The sequence below is a fragment of the Aquimarina litoralis genome (genome assembly GCF_019295435.1).
Lineage (GTDB): Bacteria > Bacteroidota > Bacteroidia > Flavobacteriales > Flavobacteriaceae > Aquimarina > Aquimarina litoralis_A.
The window spans coordinates 1-16,687 of sequence record NZ_WEKL01000070.1 but is presented as its reverse complement, the minus strand read 5'-3'; the positions used below and the strand labels follow the sequence as shown (position 1 = coordinate 16,687).

At 32.6% G+C, this 16,687-nt stretch carries 18 protein-coding genes and 2 pseudogenes; 10 read left to right on the top strand and 10 right to left on the bottom strand.

All coding sequences use genetic code 11. The features are described 5' to 3' along the window. Positions 1-396: pseudogene (locus GBO31_RS22265) on the top strand (hypothetical protein); the annotation flags it as partial. A gap of 114 nt (positions 397-510) precedes the next feature. Here the strand turns inward: GBO31_RS22265 and GBO31_RS22260 are convergent. The 5 genes from GBO31_RS22260 to GBO31_RS22240 all read right to left on the bottom strand — a co-directional run bounded on the left by GBO31_RS22260 (position 511) and on the right by GBO31_RS22240 (position 3,790). Then, a complete protein-coding gene (locus GBO31_RS22260) occupies positions 511-1,053 on the bottom strand; it encodes a GNAT family N-acetyltransferase (RefSeq protein ID WP_219010782.1) in 543 nt (180 codons plus the stop codon). Between the two features lie 47 nt (positions 1,054-1,100). Continuing rightward, on the bottom strand, positions 1,101-2,414 hold the full coding sequence (locus GBO31_RS22255) for a metallophosphoesterase (protein WP_219010781.1): 1,314 nt from the start codon (positions 2,412-2,414) through the stop codon (positions 1,101-1,103). A 124-nt stretch (positions 2,415-2,538) separates the two neighbouring features. Next, positions 2,539-2,745 carry a helix-turn-helix domain-containing protein gene (locus tag GBO31_RS22250; RefSeq protein ID WP_219010780.1) on the bottom strand — a complete coding sequence of 69 codons (207 nt, stop codon included), beginning with the start codon at positions 2,743-2,745 and terminating at the stop codon, positions 2,539-2,541. A gap of 2 nt (positions 2,746-2,747) precedes the next feature. Next, positions 2,748-3,266 (bottom strand): DUF2975 domain-containing protein, encoded by a 519-nt coding sequence (locus tag GBO31_RS22245; RefSeq protein WP_219010779.1) that lies wholly within the window; start codon positions 3,264-3,266, stop codon positions 2,748-2,750. Positions 3,267-3,268: 2 nt separating this feature from the next. Further along, positions 3,269-3,790: a DUF2975 domain-containing protein gene (locus GBO31_RS22240; protein WP_219010778.1), complete on the bottom strand. Its 522-nt coding sequence runs from the start codon at positions 3,788-3,790 to the stop codon at positions 3,269-3,271. A 149-nt stretch (positions 3,791-3,939) separates the two neighbouring features. On the opposite strand from GBO31_RS22240, the gene GBO31_RS22235 reads away from it, so the two are divergent. The 4 genes from GBO31_RS22235 to GBO31_RS22220 all read left to right on the top strand — a co-directional run bounded on the left by GBO31_RS22235 (position 3,940) and on the right by GBO31_RS22220 (position 7,955). Continuing rightward, positions 3,940-5,094, top strand: a complete 1,155-nt coding sequence (locus GBO31_RS22235) for an aminotransferase class I/II-fold pyridoxal phosphate-dependent enzyme (RefSeq protein WP_219010788.1) — start codon at positions 3,940-3,942, stop codon at positions 5,092-5,094. A 73-nt stretch (positions 5,095-5,167) separates the two neighbouring features. Continuing rightward, entirely contained in the window at positions 5,168-5,800 is a 633-nt protein-coding gene (gene bioD / locus GBO31_RS22230) for a dethiobiotin synthase (protein WP_219010777.1), read from the top strand. After that, on the top strand, positions 5,797-7,062 hold the full coding sequence (gene bioA / locus GBO31_RS22225) for an adenosylmethionine--8-amino-7-oxononanoate transaminase (RefSeq protein WP_219010776.1): 1,266 nt from the start codon (positions 5,797-5,799) through the stop codon (positions 7,060-7,062). Before bioD ends, bioA begins: the two co-directional genes overlap by 4 nt. Positions 7,063-7,187: 125 nt before the next feature. Next, positions 7,188-7,955, top strand: coding sequence for a hypothetical protein (locus tag GBO31_RS22220; RefSeq protein WP_219010775.1), 768 nt, complete (start codon positions 7,188-7,190; stop codon positions 7,953-7,955). A 93-nt stretch (positions 7,956-8,048) separates the two neighbouring features. Here the strand turns inward: GBO31_RS22220 and GBO31_RS22215 are convergent, their stop codons facing one another. Together GBO31_RS22215 and GBO31_RS22210 are read right to left on the bottom strand one after the other, a co-directional pair. Beyond that, positions 8,049-8,486: a cytochrome c oxidase assembly factor Coa1 family protein gene (locus tag GBO31_RS22215; RefSeq protein ID WP_219010773.1), complete on the bottom strand. Its 438-nt coding sequence runs from the start codon at positions 8,484-8,486 to the stop codon at positions 8,049-8,051. Between the two features lie 61 nt (positions 8,487-8,547). After that, entirely contained in the window at positions 8,548-9,507 is a 960-nt protein-coding gene (locus GBO31_RS22210; protein ID WP_246615960.1) for a hypothetical protein, read from the bottom strand. A 210-nt stretch (positions 9,508-9,717) separates the two neighbouring features. On the opposite strand from GBO31_RS22210, the gene GBO31_RS22205 reads away from it, so the two are divergent. From GBO31_RS22205 to GBO31_RS22185, 5 genes are all read left to right on the top strand, one after another. Next, positions 9,718-10,803, top strand: coding sequence for a sensor histidine kinase (locus GBO31_RS22205; protein ID WP_246615959.1), 1,086 nt, complete (start codon positions 9,718-9,720; stop codon positions 10,801-10,803). After that, positions 10,793-11,503, top strand: coding sequence for a LytR/AlgR family response regulator transcription factor (locus GBO31_RS22200; RefSeq protein ID WP_219010771.1), 711 nt, complete (start codon positions 10,793-10,795; stop codon positions 11,501-11,503). The genes GBO31_RS22205 and GBO31_RS22200 overlap by 11 nt, the downstream gene beginning before the upstream one ends. Before the next feature lie 87 nt (positions 11,504-11,590). Beyond that, positions 11,591-12,754: a beta-ketoacyl synthase N-terminal-like domain-containing protein gene (locus tag GBO31_RS22195; RefSeq protein ID WP_219010783.1), complete on the top strand. Its 1,164-nt coding sequence runs from the start codon at positions 11,591-11,593 to the stop codon at positions 12,752-12,754. A gap of 111 nt (positions 12,755-12,865) precedes the next feature. Then, positions 12,866-13,969, top strand: coding sequence for a biotin synthase BioB (gene bioB, locus GBO31_RS22190; protein ID WP_219010770.1), 1,104 nt, complete (start codon positions 12,866-12,868; stop codon positions 13,967-13,969). Positions 13,970-14,023: 54 nt separating this feature from the next. Continuing rightward, the gene (locus GBO31_RS22185; RefSeq protein ID WP_219010769.1) at positions 14,024-14,887 is read left to right on the top strand and encodes a cupin-like domain-containing protein; all 864 of its coding nucleotides are present in this window, start codon (positions 14,024-14,026) and stop codon (positions 14,885-14,887) included. A gap of 46 nt (positions 14,888-14,933) precedes the next feature. Here the strand turns inward: GBO31_RS22185 and GBO31_RS22180 are convergent, their stop codons facing one another. From GBO31_RS22180 to GBO31_RS22170, 3 genes and pseudogenes are all read right to left on the bottom strand, one after another. Beyond that, positions 14,934-15,416, bottom strand: a complete 483-nt coding sequence (locus tag GBO31_RS22180; protein ID WP_219010768.1) for a regulatory protein RecX — start codon at positions 15,414-15,416, stop codon at positions 14,934-14,936. Between the two features lie 485 nt (positions 15,417-15,901). Beyond that, on the bottom strand, positions 15,902-16,300 hold the full coding sequence (locus GBO31_RS22175) for a hypothetical protein (RefSeq protein ID WP_219010767.1): 399 nt from the start codon (positions 16,298-16,300) through the stop codon (positions 15,902-15,904). Between the two features lie 67 nt (positions 16,301-16,367). Next, a pseudogene (locus GBO31_RS22170) lies at positions 16,368-16,687 on the bottom strand (REP-associated tyrosine transposase); the annotation flags it as partial.

Below are 16,687 nucleotides of genomic sequence, written 5' to 3'. Positions count from 1 at the left end.
GCAAAAGGGCATGGAATCAAGGCACATTCTAAACAACAACCTGGTGGTAGCGATTATGTAGTATATTTTCCTAGTAAAACCACTAGCGAACATCCGTCTGATATTTATGATCGAAATGTAAAGTATAAACTGGTAAATATCTTTGAGAATGGAGGTATGTGGGATCAGCGATTTAATACGAACCTTTTTAGTAATGCGAAATCCTTTCAAAAATCTTATGGAAGTGGATCTGCTAATGCTCCTTGGAATTGGGATGATAAAAATGATGGAGGAAATCAAGGCCTATTAGCAGGAGGAATTGCCTACTATCCTGCTCACTTAGTCGATGAGTATTTTAATGGATTAGGGAACATTAGTAAAACATATATCTATAATCCTTATCTGGGAATCGAGTAACAGAACCTTTTAAGTACACTTTATAAAGGAGTTAAAACTATTTTTAGCTCCTTTTTTGTATGCAAAAGGAACATGGTTTTAAAGTTTTTAATCAGTTTTATAATGTCGGGGAAATCATGTCCAATCCCAACTAACAATATGCCATTCTACCGTATCACTTTGGTAAACGAGAAGATCTGTAAATCCTACTGCATAATGCGCTTGTAAAGATCTGTGATTGTTTGAAGCTACTTCAGTAATTAGTAACGCATACTCTTGTTGTAGTGAGGATTTCATTTTTTGATACAGCCCTTTGAAGATTCCTTGCTTTCTATATTCTTTATCTATGCATACTTGCCCCATCACGATATAGTTGGTTTCCGGATCAATTAAATTATCAATTTTCTGAAACATAGGTTTGAGTACTTCAATATCGTTTCCAAAATCTTTGGTCATACATAATGCATATCCAACAACCTGATCATTGTGTTTTGCAATAATATGTGGTTGTTGGAGATTCATTTTTTTAAGAATATCAAAATCATGTCTTACAGTGACAAAACCCTCATTTTGTTTCTCGTTTAGAGTAATAGATTCCGATAAATTACTTTGCTGAAGCAAAAGAATTTGTTCTAATTCTATGTCGCTGGAAGAAGTTGTATATCGTATATTTTTCATTATATGAAGATACGCTTATTCTGATCTTTTTTTGGTTATAGTTTAAATTAATATGGGTGAGGAATCATAGAAAGTTTTATGGCACTGTTTATCGTTAAAGCGATTAATTTGAGATCATTTGCTTTTGATAATGAAAAATCTCTATGATATGTTTTATAGGTTTTCTCTTCTTTTACTAGACCAATATTAATGACTTTAGGTTTGCCATTCTCTAATAGTAATGCTTGAGGAGAGGTTTCTATTGCATTAATATCGTATACTTTACCTTCAAATATAGGAGTGATGGAGTCAACATTGGTATGTCCTACGATTACTCTGGAAGCGTCATAATATTCAAGAACCTGTTGTACCTGATTCTTTGATGCTTTTTTAACTTCATCATTGGCTCTAATGTAACCTCTATATTGTGTAACTCCGGTTTTTCCCAAAATGATTTCTTTCAGGTCCTCTTCTATAGGTTTTTCATTCCAGTAGTCCCACATGGCTTGGTTTATTTGTTGAACTGTGTATTTTTTCACTACAGTTTCAGGGCTTACTCCACCATGTGTAACAAGCGTATTTCCAATTTTAAGTAATACTGGTCTTGTTCGTAGCCATTTTCCTAAATAAGTATTATTTGAATACGCTTTTGCAAAAGGCATCATTTGCTGAGTAGCATATAAGTTTTTTGGGTGTACCCTACTAAAATTCCCTTTAAGGATATATTGCTCATGGTTTCCAATAAGATAATGTACCATTCCTCCTGCTTGTTTAGCTTGTTCAGAAAGTAATACAATTTTCCAAAGTACTTGATCTACCGAAGTTCCTCGATCTACCATATCTCCAGCGATAACCAGATGATTAGTATCAAAATTCCAGTTACCTAATGAATCGATTACATTCAAGTTAAATAATACATTATTCATGTATTGGAAATCACCATGAACATCGCTTATAAATGCTACTTTGTTAGGCGTGGTTTTTATTACTGTTGGAGGAGTATCGATTTCTGGTAAGATAAAATCATGTTTCTCATCTTCAGTATGAATGGAAAAACTCTTAATGTTGGCGTCATAAATTTTTTCATGATTTTTCCCTGCGTTATACCATGCTACCTGAAGGGTTTCGTTATTAGTATAACTCACAATAGGGCCTTGTATAAAATCGGATTCAAATTTTGGTTGATCTGCCGCTCCAGCAAGATTTACGTTAATATCTATAAACTTATTCTTAATAGGTATATGTAGGGTTTTATAAATTCCATTTTCGGTTAACGTAACGGTGCTTTGATTCAATTTGTACCCAATAATTAGTAACATTATGGTACAAATCGTAAGTATTGGATATAGAAGATATAACTTCCATTTTTTCTTTTTTTTCATTTGATGATTGATTAAAATTAGACAATAAAATATCAGTGCAGTGATGTATATCATTGCAAAATTGAGTGCTGTATCTATGAATTACAGCTAAGAAATTAAGGAGATGAGCCCAGCTAAATGTTTTTTAATTTTCTACATATTCCAGAATATCTGCTGGTTGACAATCCAGTTCTTTACAAATCGCTTCAAGTGTAGAAAATCGGATAGCTTTTGCTTTACCTGATTTCAAAATAGAGAGATTTGCAGTGGTAATACCTATTTTTTCTGCCAATTCCTTACTCTTCATTTTTCGCTTGGCAAGCATGACATCAAGATTAATGATTATTGGCATAGTTATATTGTTAATTCGTTTTCTTCTTGTAATGTGAAACCTTGTTTGAATATAGTAGCAATAAAGGCTGCAAAAATTCCTAACCCAATGTGTAATAGCGCAGGGATAACATCATCTAGTGTAATGGTATTATTTATTAAAGTTCCTACTATTAAGTATACAACAGGTATGGTCAGATTTATAATGGTAAACCATTTTAAATAGGTAATCGCTTCTTGTGTAAAAAGTTTTTCCGCACTAAATGTTCTAAAGATTAAGGATAGTACTAAGAAAAAAGAAGCGTAGAAAATAAGGAAACAGAAAACACCAATGAATGTGAACAGATCAAAGGCTCCTTTAATCATAGAACCTATAAAAGGAATATGAATCTGAAGCTCATTAGTTTCAGTGATAACAAAATTATTGCTTACCAAAGATATGATGATCAATAACAAAAATATTCCATATCCGAACATGATTAATCGAGTACTATAAAATAATACAGTAGATAACGATTTTTTTCCAAACATTTTTATACTCATAGCTATATAGTTAAATCGTTTTCTAATTGAATTTGTACACCCCTTTTGAATATGAAAGCTATAATGAATATAATCCCAGCCATGAATAGAAATTCAGAATTCCCCCAATCTAAACTAAATACAGCTCCTTTCTTTAATAACCATTTACAATAATCATTTGCCAAATAAGCTATCAAACCTGCCCATAACGCAACATAGCTAATTGATGAAATTATAGATGCTATAGTTTTGGTAAAGGGTTGATCAAAATCAATTTTCATAAATATTTTGATTACTAGATAGAATAGGTATGCTTTCAATGCGGTTACCGTTATGAGTAGAGATAAAACATATAAGTAATATTTTTTAGAGAATGCATAGAGTTCTGATAGGTCTAAACCTAAATAAAGATTATTTGATGCTTCCGGATTTCCGAAAAGGCTTATGATTCCAGAAAGAAGAATTGCTCCAAGTTGTATGCATAGCCCAATAAATATAACCCAAGAAGCAATTTTAATCAATGTAATAATTTGTTTCGTCTTCATAAAATTATCGTTTAACGATAACAAATATACAAAAATTATTGAAAAACAATAATTTTTTATCAAAAAAGAATATTTAATTGTTGTTTTTCAAATCATGATTATAGTCTTTGACTGCTGTTGTAAGTTCCATTTTGTTGTATTTTAGCAGCATGCAACGAATGCCAAAAAAACTTCATAAAAAGCTTCAGGAAAGAGAAAAAAAAGACGCTTTACGCATGTTAGGAAGTCAAAGTAAGTTAGTTGACTTTTCGTCTAATGATTATATAGGTTTTTCTTCTTCCAAAGTTATTTTTGATGATGCACATCAGCTATTAACTGAGCGTGATATATATGAAAATGGAGCAACAGGTTCACGTTTGCTTTCGGGAAATCATACATTGTATAGTGAAACTGAAGCAATGCTAGCCAATTTTCATAATGCGGCATCTGCTTTGATTTTTAATTCGGGATATGATGCGAATATTGGTTTTTTCTCTTCTGTTCCACAACGAGGTGATGTTATTATATATGATGAATTAATTCATGCTTCTATCCGCGACGGAATCATAATGAGCAATGCTAAATCATATAAATTTAAACATAATGATCTAGAGGATTTAAAAGAAAGAATAGTATCAATTATATCAGGATCCATCGAAAACCAAGAAATATATGTAGTAACAGAATCGGTTTTCTCAATGGATGGAGATGTGCCAGATTTAGAAGCTTTTTCTCAATTATGTGAAACCAATGATTGTCATTTTGTAGTTGACGAAGCTCATGCTACAGGAGTATTTGGAAATAAAGGTACTGGTTTAATTCAGGAGTTAGGACTTGAAGAAAAAGTGTTTGCACGAATTCACACCTTTGGTAAAGCATTAGGTTGTCATGGAGCGGTTATTTTGGGATCTTCTGAATTAAAACAATATCTGGTAAATTTTGCAAGGAGTTTTATCTATACAACCGGTTTGTCACCACATACAATTGCTACAATCCAATCTTCATATCAGCAACTTAAAATAACAGCAGAGATTGATAAACTTCGAAACGTTATTCAGTTTTTTAATGAGCAAAAGGAATCTATGCAATTAGAAAAGCTATTCATTAAAAGTGACTCTGCTATACATTGTTGTATCATTTCAGGAAATGAAAAAGTAAAGGCTATTGCCTCAAAAATACATGATCAAGGTTTTGATGTAAAACCAATTTTATCACCAACAGTTCCTGAGGGAAAAGAACGATTACGATTTTGTTTGCATAGCTGTAATACCAAGGAAGAAATAGTAGAAGTTTTGACCTTGTTAGCTACCTTTGTCAAAAAATAAATTAGCTCGTAGAAAGCGTTGAGATATTCAAGTTTTGATTATCGAGTAAAGAAGACAAATTATCACGTCTATTATGGCTAAAAAAGAACAAAAAAAGATATTTATAACAGGAATAGGAACAGATGTTGGTAAAACTGTAGTATCTGCCATCGTAGTTGAGGCACTGCAAGCAGATTATTTTAAACCTGTTCAAGCAGGAGATTTATCCTATTCTGATACCGATAAAGTAAAAGAGTTGGTTTCTAATTCTGAATCTACCTTTCATAAAAATAGTTATGCTTTGCATACGCCAATGAGTCCTCATGCTGCGGCAGAAATTGATGGCATTACTATCGATATTAACAATATCCAAATTCCTTCAACTTCAAATACTATAGTGATCGAAGGTGCTGGAGGTTTGCTAGTTCCGTTAAATGATGAAGCTACAATTTTAGATATTATCGATCCTGATTGTAAAGTTATTGTGGTATCCAGACATTATTTAGGGAGTATAAATCATACATTATTGACTGTAAAATTATTACAAGAGAAAGGATTTGATCCAGTGATTATTTTTAGCGGAGACGAACATATAACTACCGAAAGTATTATCAAAAAAATGACGAAGGCAAAAATTATCGGTAGAGTGGATAACGAACCTTATTTTGATAAAATGGTAGTTAAAGAATATGCCTCATTGTTTAAGGATGAATTAGAAACGTTATGAGTTTACAACAGAGAGATAAACAACATCTTTGGCATCCACTTACACAGCATAAAATCCATCCAGATGCCTTACCCATTGTAAAGGCAGAAGGAGCTTTGCTTTATGATGATAAAGGAAAGGAATATATTGATGGTATTGCTTCTTGGTATACAGCAATGTATGGACATTGTAATCCATTTATTCTGGAAAGAGTAAGTAAACAGATGCAAACCTTGGATCAGATTGTTTTTGCCGGTTTTACACACGAACCAGCAATCGAACTGTCCGAAAAGTTAATTGAAATATTACCAGATAATCAGGAGAAAATATTTTTCTCTGATAATGGATCTACTGCTAACGAAGTGGGAATTAAGATGGCATTGCAATATCATTTTAATAAAGGAGAAAAAAGAAATACAATCATTGCTTTCGAAGACGGTTTTCATGGAGATACTTTCGGAGCGATGTCGGCTTCTGGATTATCCGTATATAACGGTCCTTTTGAAGATTTCTTTATTGATGTAAAAAGAATTCCCACACCCAATAAAGATAATTTTGATGAGGTCCTGAAGTCTTTACGACATATTATAAGCACAAATAAGGTTGCAGCTTTTATTTATGAACCATTGGTTCAGGGAGCAAATGCAATGCATATGTTTGAAGCTAAGTATCTGGATAGAATTCTGGAAATCTGCAAAGAGAATACAATTATAACCATTGCCGATGAGGTAATGACAGGTTTTGGAAAAACAGGTAAAAACTTTGCATCCGAATATATGAGTACACAACCAGACATTATTTCTATGTCTAAAGCGTTAACAGCTGGTTTTGTACCGATGGCAGTGACAAGTTGTACACAAGAAATATACGATGCATTCTTAGATGATTCAGTAGGAAAAGCATTTTTTCATGCGCATACCTATTCTGCAAATCCAATCGCTTGTTCTGTTGCGATTGCTGGAATTGATCTTTTAAGTTCTGAAAATATTCAGGAGAAGATCTCTATGATTATCAAGTCTCATCAGGAGTTTGATGATCGTATTAAAGAACATCCTAGAATAAAAACAACTCGACGAAAAGGAGTTATTTATGCCTTGGATCTAGATATCGAAATGGATCGATATGGTAAGAAAAGATATGAAATCTTTGATCATTTTATGCAAAATGGAGTATGTCTACGACCTTTAGGAAAAACCATTTACATTTTACCACCTTATGTGATTACTAAACAAGAATTGGATAAAGTCTATCAAACGATAGAGCAATTATTAAATCAATTATAATTTTTTTAAAAAAAGGCACTCATTGTTGGGTAACATATTGTACTCTGATGATACTAAATAATACGTACATCAATAATAGTACAATAGAAATGAAAATCAATTTTATGAATTTAAACCAAACTACAATGAGAAAACCTTTATGCTTATTAGGGTTGATTAGTATTTTAATGACCAGCTGTGAGAGCGATTCTGTTTCCGATCAATTTGATGATGCCAATGGAAATACTGCAAAAAAATTAATAGAAAGGGTTGAATTTAACCCTGCACAAATTGAAGAAGAAGATCAAGTTTTTACAGTGAACTATGATGCCAATGATAAAGTAACAAGTGCAACTAGTGGAGTTGGATCAGTGGTTTTAGTACATGATGACAATGAATTATCAACAATTACAGGCGATGGTGATCCTTTTAGTTTAAGTGAATTATATCAAGATCCGTATGAAGCATTTGAAACGGGAGAGGTATTGGAGTACGATACTAGTGGAAATCCGATTTCTGTTAGTGTACTTGAGGATTATTACGAATATAACCAGACAACAGGACAATATGAAGAAATTACAGAAGAATATATTGCTACCATAACATATGATGCTACACCAAATCCTTATTTCTATACGTTTGAAGCTGCTGGTTTAATTGAGGTTTTAGATAAAGTTCAACTAAACTTTAGTATGATGCCACAAAGTCCTGAAATTGTTCAAGCACGTGCATTATTTCCTTTAAATAATATTAAATCTATTACATACAAAGATGAAGATGGTGAAATTGTTGGTGAACTTAAAGTGGACTATGTTTATGATGCTGATAATTATCCTACTTCTGCAACAATGACCGTAATTGATGATGAAGGGTCAGAATCTGTATATGCTATAACCTATAATTACAAAGAATAAATCTTGCGTAATTTCTTCATAAAAAAAGAGCTTTTCTAAAAAAGCTCTTTTTTTATGTTCATAGCGAAATGTTTTATCCTATTCAGCAAGTCGTTAGTTCTCGTCACTTCCTTTTCCCCATAGTAAGTCGACTTGCTCGTTGGTTTCTTCTAAGATGACATACAATTCAGAATAGTTCCAATTTCCATCATTTTTGGTTCCTACTATATATACTCTACCTTCTCCATCAGGACCTTTTATAGGAATGGAAATATCAACAGAACCTTCATCATTTTCGAACTTTAAACTGCCGTTCATAATACCATTCGTTTCAATAGGTTCTCCTAATTTTTCTATCACATATTCATCGCTTTGCACTTTTGCCATCGCATCTTGATAAGGACCAGAATTTGTAAAGGCTTGCGAAACACCAAAAATTACTGAGCCTAAAAAGACAAAAAATATAATAATGATCGTAAGGCATCCTCCAAGTGGTACTACCCAAGGCCAATTTCTACTAAACCAACTTTTTTTTGGTGCTTGAACTTCCATAATATAGTGTGTTTTCTATCACTATATAAGTATCAATTGCAAGCATTTTGTTACAAGAAATTTACTCATATAAATAAATACCAGCAGCATTTCCCATTTCTCTCATATTGTGGCCAACGTTTGGGATTACCTTTAATTTCCAATTAAATGTACAGTTCATTTCTTTGGCTTTCGCTTTGGCTATTTTATAAAAATACTGTGCTCTGGCAAGCCTATGTAATCCTTGTTTGTCTACCGTTTTAGAACGTAGTAAAATTCCACCGGTTTCATTTTCGTTATCCAATTCGCCAACAAAAATAGTGAGCTGTTGTTTGAAAGATTTTTTTAAATCTTTTGTGGAAAGCTCAAGATCTTCAATTCCGAAAGGAAATTTAGTTTCAAAATCTGGTAATGTATAACTTCCAGAATTAGCAGCAATTATTCTCTTTGCTTTCGATTTGGTATTGAAAATGGTAAACCTATGTAAAATCTGACCACCAGCAGAATGTCCAAATATATCATAGCCTTTTTGTGAACCGTTTACAGCTGTTATCGCTGCATCAAATATTCGATCAAAATCTTTGTAAATCCATGTCGTTGTGTCTAAATTGAGTTGTATCGAAGTTTTATCTTCGTCCAAATAAACCTGATTGGTCCCTTTTATAAACGTTATACTCTCTCTGGTATTCGCATCTTTTACAATACCGCCTAAATGATAATGTTCATATAAGTATTCTTTTTCTGGGTAACTTGGCGATAGAATAAGGATATTGTATTTTTCAGACTCTTCAATCCAACTATCTCGATAGCTATCTCCATTTCTTCCTGATCCTGGAATGACAAGCAACACTCTTGAGGATGCATCGAACTTTTTAGGCTTATAATAATGAACAGTGATTTCTTTATGTTCATTTCCTTTTCCTCCTTCTATTATAAAAGTTCCAGAGCCCTCATTAATTATGATCTCTTTTTCTTGGTTATAAGCTTTAGTATTTAATAGACATAAACTCACTAACACTGTTATGTATAAGAATTGTTTCATTTTGATATAACTTTTTGTTTTGTCAAAAATTGAAAATAAAGGGATGCTGATTTTATACGATCGACAGATACTTTTGTAGTACTTCTTTTTATGCTTTTTTAGCAGACAAAAAGCATTAGTCATTAGAAACTAAAAATTCGTTTGTTTTTATCCATAACTCGTCGATGCAACTACATAAGTTTGTTGTTATTGCCTATTTTAGTAAGTGCAATGGCAGATAAAATTTGGTTTGAACAAACAGCACTCCGGTTACAAGAAAAAAAATGGGCCAAACATTTCATTTTTTGGAGCGTAATTGTGGTTGCCTTTATGACAAGAGATCGAGTATTAGATCTATATTCGTTATATGCGTCGTTTATTAGGCAACTATGCTATTTGATTCCGCAAATGATCGCTTCTTATTTTTTAGCCTATTATTTGATCCCAAAATATGCAGTTGCCAAACGAAAGCTTGTCTACATCATAATATGTATTGCTAGCATCTATTTTATCAGTGTTTTAGGAAGAGTTCTGATCGTATATCTTTCAGAAAGTTTAACCAGAACACCTCCTTTTCAGCAAGAATCCTTGTGGCAGATTATGACCGAATGGAAGCATCTTATTTTAAAGTATGTTCCTCATATTTATAGTGTTGTGTTTGGTTTCCTTTTCCTGAAGTTTTTTCTTCATTATACGCATACCCAGCAAAGAGCGTTAAAAGCAGATAAAGAAAAAGTGGCTGCTGAATTAAGGCTACTCAAAGCACAGTTAAATCCACATTTTTTATTCAATACGTTGAATAATATATATGTTTTGGCATTAGAGAAATCCTCAAAAACTGCTTATTCGATTGAAAAATTGTCTGAGATTTTAGACTATATATTGTATCGATGTACAGATAAGTTTACTTCCTTATTAGCAGAGATACATATGCTGGAGAATTATATAGAATTAGAAAAATTACGCTATGATGATCGATTGGTAGTTACGTTTCAGAAGCATATTGAAGAAGATGTAAAAATAGCACCTCTTATTTTACTTTCATTTGTAGAAAATGCCTTTAAGCATGGTGCTGGAGAAGATAGCGGTTCTCCAAGAATAGAGATATCAGTCACTTATGAAAAAGGATTGTTTATATTTCAGATATCTAATACAGTTAGTGATATTCCAAAAGAAGAACGAGCAACAAAAATTGGATTAGTAAATATTACAAAACAATTGGACTTATTGTACAAGGATCAATATGATCTAAAAATTATAGAACAAGATGGTTTATTTACGGTTACCCTAAAAATAGCAATAGATAATGAAAGTTAGATGTTTACTTGTAGATGATGAACCGCTAGCAATACGATTGCTTGAAAATCATATTTCGAAGATAGAATCTTTGGAGGTCGTAGCTACCTGTAATAATGCAATGAAGGCAATGGAAATTTTGAAGCAGCAACAAATTGATGTATTATTTTTGGATATTAAAATGCCAAATATAACCGGTTTAGAGTTTTTAAAAACATTGAAAACAAAACCAAAAACCATTATCACTACTGCCTATAGAGAGTATGCTTTGGATGGATATGATCTGGATATTCTGGATTATTTATTGAAACCTATAACCTTCGAACGATTTTTTAGAGCCATTGAACGCTATTTTAGAAACGAACAAACAATGCCTATTTCTGTTCAACTTAATGAAACGGCTTCAGAAGAAGCATTATTAATCAAATCCGGAAATAAGTATCATAAAATTAATATGGATGAGGTTATTTATGTTGAAAGTTTAAGGGATTATATCAAGATATATACAGAGTCCAAAGAGATACAAACCAAATATAAAATCAGTGAATTTGAATTAAGGCTAAAAGAAAGTATGTTTCTAAGAGTTCATCGATCTTTTATAATAAATACAGACAAAATAACGGCTTATACGCAGCATGATATAGAATTGGGTACTATAGAAATTCCGATAGGAGTGAGTTATAAAGAAAAAGTGTACTCTTATCTAAAAATAAAGAAATAGTATAACTACTTTTTGTATATAATCAATTATTAGGAGAACAGTTGAACATACCAGAACAAACCCCTACATTTGCGCAAAAATTACGTATTGCAAAATCCAGTATCCATAACCGGAATTTCATCTATTTCTCCTTTAGGAATTTCTTCAGAAGAGATTTGGAAGTTATACAAGGAGTCTTCACATCGCATTACTTTTGAAGATGTTGCGGGTAAACAAGCTCCAGTTGCAAGATTAGCTTCACAGGCACGGCAAGAAATAGAAAAACTTAGAAAGGAAAACTCTAATTATACACCACTAGATGACTCTGTATTATTTGCAATATTTGCAGCTAGAAATGCAGTAAAAGAAGCAAATTGGAAAGACGATTTTAATTTTGGTATTAATATCGGTTCTTCCAGAGGAGCAACAGGTCTTTTTGAGAAGTATCACAAAGAGTTTTTACAAACAAATCAATCCTCAACTTTGAGTTCTCCTACGACCACTTTGGGAAATATTTCTTCATGGATTGCTCAGGATTTAGGTGCTATCGGGCCGAATATAAGTCATTCGATAACCTGTTCTACAGCATTACATGCTATATTAAATGGGATTGCTTGGTTGCAATCGGGATTGAGCGATAAGTTTTTGGTAGGAGGAAGTGAAGCGCCATTGACGCCTTTTACGATTGCTCAAATGAAAGCATTGAAAATTTATGCTTCGGCAGATCAAGTTACCTATCCTTGCCAGGCGATGAATTGGAGTAAAACCAGAAATTCTATGTTCTTAGGAGAAGGAGCTGGAATTGCTTGTTTAGAAAATGGACATACTGAAAATGCATTGGCATTGATCACAGGAATCGGATATGCAACAGAAACTTTGACGCATAATATATCCATCTCTACCAATGCAGATTGTTTTCAGAGATCTATGAAAATGGCATTAGGCGATACAGATATAAAAGAAATAGACGCTATTGTATTACACGCTCCAGGAACGATAAAGGGAGATCAGGCAGAATACAATGCTATTCAAGAGGTTTTTGGAGAACATATGCCTGCTATGACAACTAATAAATGGAAAATTGGGCACACTTTTGGAGCTAGTGGAATCCTAAGTTTGGAACTTGCTATTTTGATGATGAAACATCAAGAATTTATTCCAGTCCCTTTTGTAGATCATAAAGTGGTTCCAGAAAAATTAAAAAAGATCATAGTAAATGCAGTAGGATTTGGTGGAAATGCGGTAAGTATTTTACTAGAACTACCATTATAAAAGAACAATAATAAACAATAGATTGTTATTAAAACTCTCGAATTTGATAAAGCGAATTTGTGTTTTTTGATTTTAAACAATTATTTTTGAAGATTCACATACCATTGATTTATGAGCGTTATTAGACACGATTGGACATCAGAAGAAATATTAGCAATATATAATAAACCATTAATGGAACTGCTGTATGAAGCGGCTTCCGTGCATCGTGAATATCACGATCCTAATACAGTTCAGGTTTCTACCTTATTATCCATTAAAACTGGAGGTTGTCCTGAAGATTGCGGGTATTGCCCACAAGCAGCGAGATATCATACCGATATTGAAGGAAATGATTTGATGAGTGTACAGCAAGTAAAAGCACAAGCATTACGTGCTAAAGCTTCTGGAAGTTCTAGAGTTTGTATGGGTGCTGCCTGGAGAAATGTAAAAGATGGTCCAGAATTTGATAATGTATTGGAAATGGTAAGAACCATCAATAAATTAGAGATGGAAGTTTGTTGTACGCTTGGAATGATTACAGAAAATCAAGCACAACGACTTGCTGAAGCTGGTTTATATGCGTACAATCATAATTTAGATACATCAGAAGAGTATTATAAAGAAGTAATCTCTACCAGAGGTTATGAAGATCGCTTGCAAACTATCGACAATGTTAGAAAGACCAATGTGACGGTTTGTAGTGGTGGAATTATCGGAATGGGAGAAAAAACAGAAGATCGTGCTGGAATGTTAGTAGCGTTGGCAAAACTAAATCCACAGCCAGAATCTGTACCAATTAATGCATTAGTTGCAGTAGATGGAACTCCTATGGAAGATCAAAAGCCTGTAGAGATTTGGGATATGATTAGAATGGTAGCTACTACCAGAATTGTAATGCCACAAACACAGGTAAGGCTTTCTGCTGGTAGAACAGAAATGAGTAGAGAAGGACAGGCCATGTGCTTTTTTGCAGGAGCAAATTCGATTTTTGCAGGAGATAAACTGCTAACCACTCCAAATCCAGATGTAAATGAAGATATGGAGATGTTTAAAAAGCTTGGTTTAAATCCGCAAAAGCCATTTGTGAAAAAGGCGCAGCCAGAAACTGTGGAAGCTGAAGATTCTAAGTTCGAATCAAAAGATGAAAAACCAAAATGGTCAAGACCTGAGCATATCATTGAGAAAAATGAATTGGCAAAACAAAAGGGGAAAGAAGCACTACTCAACAAGTAATTTGTTGAGTTGATTAACTTTGAAAACCAGAATATTAGAATTATTTCTTAGTTAATGGGGTTACATTTAGAGGAAATATCAAGGGTAGAAACACTTACTAAAGAAGAATTTTTGAGGGATTATTTTATACCTCAAAAACCTGTAGTGATTGAACGATTAATTGAAGATTGGCCTGCTTTTCAGAAATGGAATTTAGATTATATAAATGAAGTTGCTGGAGATAAGGAAGTGCCTCTTTTTGATGATCGACCGATAAACTCTGAATTTAAGTTCAATGAACCGCATGCAAGCATGAAAATGAGTGCATATGTGGATCTCTTAAAAAAGAAACCTACCAATTATAGAATTTTCCTGTATAACTTATTGAAGGAAGTACCAGCACTTCAAAAGGATTTTAAGTATCCTAAGATTGGATTGAAATTCCTTAAAAAGATGCCTTTTTTATTTTTTGGTGGTGGAGGTTCTAAGGTTTTTATGCATTACGATATTGACTTGGCCAATATATTTCATTTTCATTTTCATGGAGAGAAACAATGTATTCTTTTTCCTCCTTCAGAAACAAAATTTCTATATAAGGTACCACATGCGTTGATTTCTCATCAGCAGATTGATTTTTCGAATCCTGATTTTGAAAAATGGCCTGCTTTAAAAAAAGCGAAAGGCTTTGTTACACATTTGAGTCATGGCGAAACCTTGTATATGCCTGAAGGATATTGGCATCATATGACCTATTTGACGCCCGGTTTTTCGATGAGTATTAGATCGGTGCCTAAGAAATTAAGCAACTTTATGCAGGCGACCTATAATGTGTTCTTTATGCGCCATTTTGATAATTTTATGCGAAGCCGAAAAGGACAAAAATGGATGGAGTATAAAAACAGAAAAGCAATCAGTAGAACTAATTCTTTGTTGAAATAAACTCTCATAATTTTCTTAAAGACTTTATAAACAGAATCTTGTTTTTTTAGGAATTAACAAGTTCTGCTACCTTATCGAAAACTAGTTGATTTTCCCAACCGCGATAGAGGAGATAATCGATTAGTTTTTTTCTTTTTTTGTAGCTATCCGTTACGTTGATGGATTCGAATTTTTTTTCTGCAATCTCATGAAATGTTTTCATGTATTCATTTTCCGGAATTTCCTGTAGTGCTTTTTTGATACAGTATTCAGAAATGTGCCTGAATTTTAATTCTCTAACGATACGTTGCTTTCCCCATTTTTTAATTCTGAATTTTCCTCTGGCAAAACTTTTGGCAAAGCGTTCTTCGTTTAAAAAATTATGTTCTAATAAATGAAGTATAATTTTTTCTTTGGCTTCGGGAATAAGCTTCATAGTGGTTAGTTTCTCTGAAACATCTTTATGACAACGATCCTGATAGGCACAATAGTGTTCCATCTTTTTGATCGCTTCGGTAACGGTAATCGATTCAGGTGCTTTTTGATACATCGCTGTAAAAATACATAATCGATTATGATATAGGTAACAATGTTGAGGTATTTGTAATGAGATCTTTTGAGATGGTTTTATTTTAATAAAAAAGAGACTTTTTTGTAATTAATATGATGCTACGAAGTTGTAAGCTTTCTAGGGCTTCATTTTTTTACCAAGAAAATAAATCATATAATACCCAAAGAGAAAAAATAAGGAAGATAAACCCTATGATACTATATTTAAAATCAAATTTATAAGATTTAAGTATTAGAATCAACGACGATAGAAAAGCTGTTAAGAGAAGAATAATTGATATCCAAAGCAATGGCTTTCTACTTCCTAGAAGCCTAAAAATAATACCTCTAACAAAATCAATATTATCTACTATAAAGTGGCAGATTAACAATGAGCTTATTAGTAAAACAAGTTTATTTGTAAAGCCTTTTTGCCGCTGCGAAGTTAAAAACTATCGCAGAGCATCACTCGTCAAAGAGCTGGAACTAATTTTTTATAGTGTAAGTATCGTTTTCCGAAATTCTACTGGATGGCAAAATATACATATCTAATTTACGGGAATAAAGTCCCATTCCTTTAGATATTTTAAATTCAAATTCAGAAATAACCTTTTTCATGTAGTTATTTCTAAATGATTTGGTGTAGTTCTGATATATTTTATTATTTTGATTCTCCAATGTTTGTATTGTATTATATTGTTTTAAAAGGATCGTTAGTTCTTCTTTGTTAAAATCTTCTCTAGTTTCCATTCTAGAAAAAAATAAAGAAATTTGATCATTAAATTGTTCAATTGTAATACTATTAGTCAAACGATTATGGGATGAAAAATTACAACCAAAAAAAATGGATATCAATATTAAATAAATTTTCTTAATCTTTTTCATAGTCTATAATTGTCTGTGTTGTAGTTGGAAAATTACTTTGCTCTTCGAAGTTTGCGGCTTCGAAGGATCACCATGAAATACTTTTCCAAAAGTTATGATCACTATTAAGACTAACAATAGGTACATCGGTTAATGTAATTTCCATGATGCCATTTCCATTTACATAGTTGGAAGCACTAGAATAATTATAATGTGAAGCTTTGCTTACGATTCCAGATCTAACAGGATTTAAATGAATATAATCCAGTTTAGACCATAAGAATTTTTGACTGTAAATTTCTTCAGGGTGATTTCCATATTTCCAAAACTGAAATTCTTTATTGCGATTATGAGTGTTCGTAGCTTTTTTAAAAATGTTCAACATCCATTCTCTTCTGCTTTCAGGTT

Excerpts from the sequence above, each read along its gene's own strand:
- GBO31_RS22260 (WP_219010782.1), bottom strand. The coding sequence starts at position 1,053 with ATGAAAAATATACGATATACAACTTCTTCCAGCGACATAGAATTAGAA.
- GBO31_RS22255 (WP_219010781.1), bottom strand. The coding sequence starts at position 2,414 with ATGAAAAAAAAGAAAAAATGGAAGTTATATCTTCTATATCCAATACTT.
- GBO31_RS22250 (WP_219010780.1), bottom strand. The coding sequence starts at position 2,745 with ATGCCAATAATCATTAATCTTGATGTCATGCTTGCCAAGCGAAAAATG.
- GBO31_RS22245 (WP_219010779.1), bottom strand. The coding sequence starts at position 3,266 with ATGAGTATAAAAATGTTTGGAAAAAAATCGTTATCTACTGTATTATTT.
- GBO31_RS22240 (WP_219010778.1), bottom strand. The coding sequence starts at position 3,790 with ATGAAGACGAAACAAATTATTACATTGATTAAAATTGCTTCTTGGGTT.
- GBO31_RS22235 (WP_219010788.1), top strand. The coding sequence starts at position 3,940 with ATGCAACGAATGCCAAAAAAACTTCATAAAAAGCTTCAGGAAAGAGAA.
- bioD (WP_219010777.1), top strand. The coding sequence starts at position 5,168 with ATGGCTAAAAAAGAACAAAAAAAGATATTTATAACAGGAATAGGAACA.
- bioA (WP_219010776.1), top strand. The coding sequence starts at position 5,797 with ATGAGTTTACAACAGAGAGATAAACAACATCTTTGGCATCCACTTACA.
- GBO31_RS22220 (WP_219010775.1), top strand. The coding sequence starts at position 7,188 with ATGAGAAAACCTTTATGCTTATTAGGGTTGATTAGTATTTTAATGACC.
- GBO31_RS22215 (WP_219010773.1), bottom strand. The coding sequence starts at position 8,486 with ATGGAAGTTCAAGCACCAAAAAAAAGTTGGTTTAGTAGAAATTGGCCT.
- GBO31_RS22210 (WP_246615960.1), bottom strand. The coding sequence starts at position 9,507 with ATGAAACAATTCTTATACATAACAGTGTTAGTGAGTTTATGTCTATTA.
- GBO31_RS22205 (WP_246615959.1), top strand. The coding sequence starts at position 9,718 with ATGGCAGATAAAATTTGGTTTGAACAAACAGCACTCCGGTTACAAGAA.
- GBO31_RS22200 (WP_219010771.1), top strand. The coding sequence starts at position 10,793 with ATGAAAGTTAGATGTTTACTTGTAGATGATGAACCGCTAGCAATACGA.
- bioB (WP_219010770.1), top strand. The coding sequence starts at position 12,866 with ATGAGCGTTATTAGACACGATTGGACATCAGAAGAAATATTAGCAATA.
- GBO31_RS22185 (WP_219010769.1), top strand. The coding sequence starts at position 14,024 with ATGGGGTTACATTTAGAGGAAATATCAAGGGTAGAAACACTTACTAAA.
- GBO31_RS22180 (WP_219010768.1), bottom strand. The coding sequence starts at position 15,416 with ATGTATCAAAAAGCACCTGAATCGATTACCGTTACCGAAGCGATCAAA.
- GBO31_RS22175 (WP_219010767.1), bottom strand. The coding sequence starts at position 16,300 with ATGAAAAAGATTAAGAAAATTTATTTAATATTGATATCCATTTTTTTT.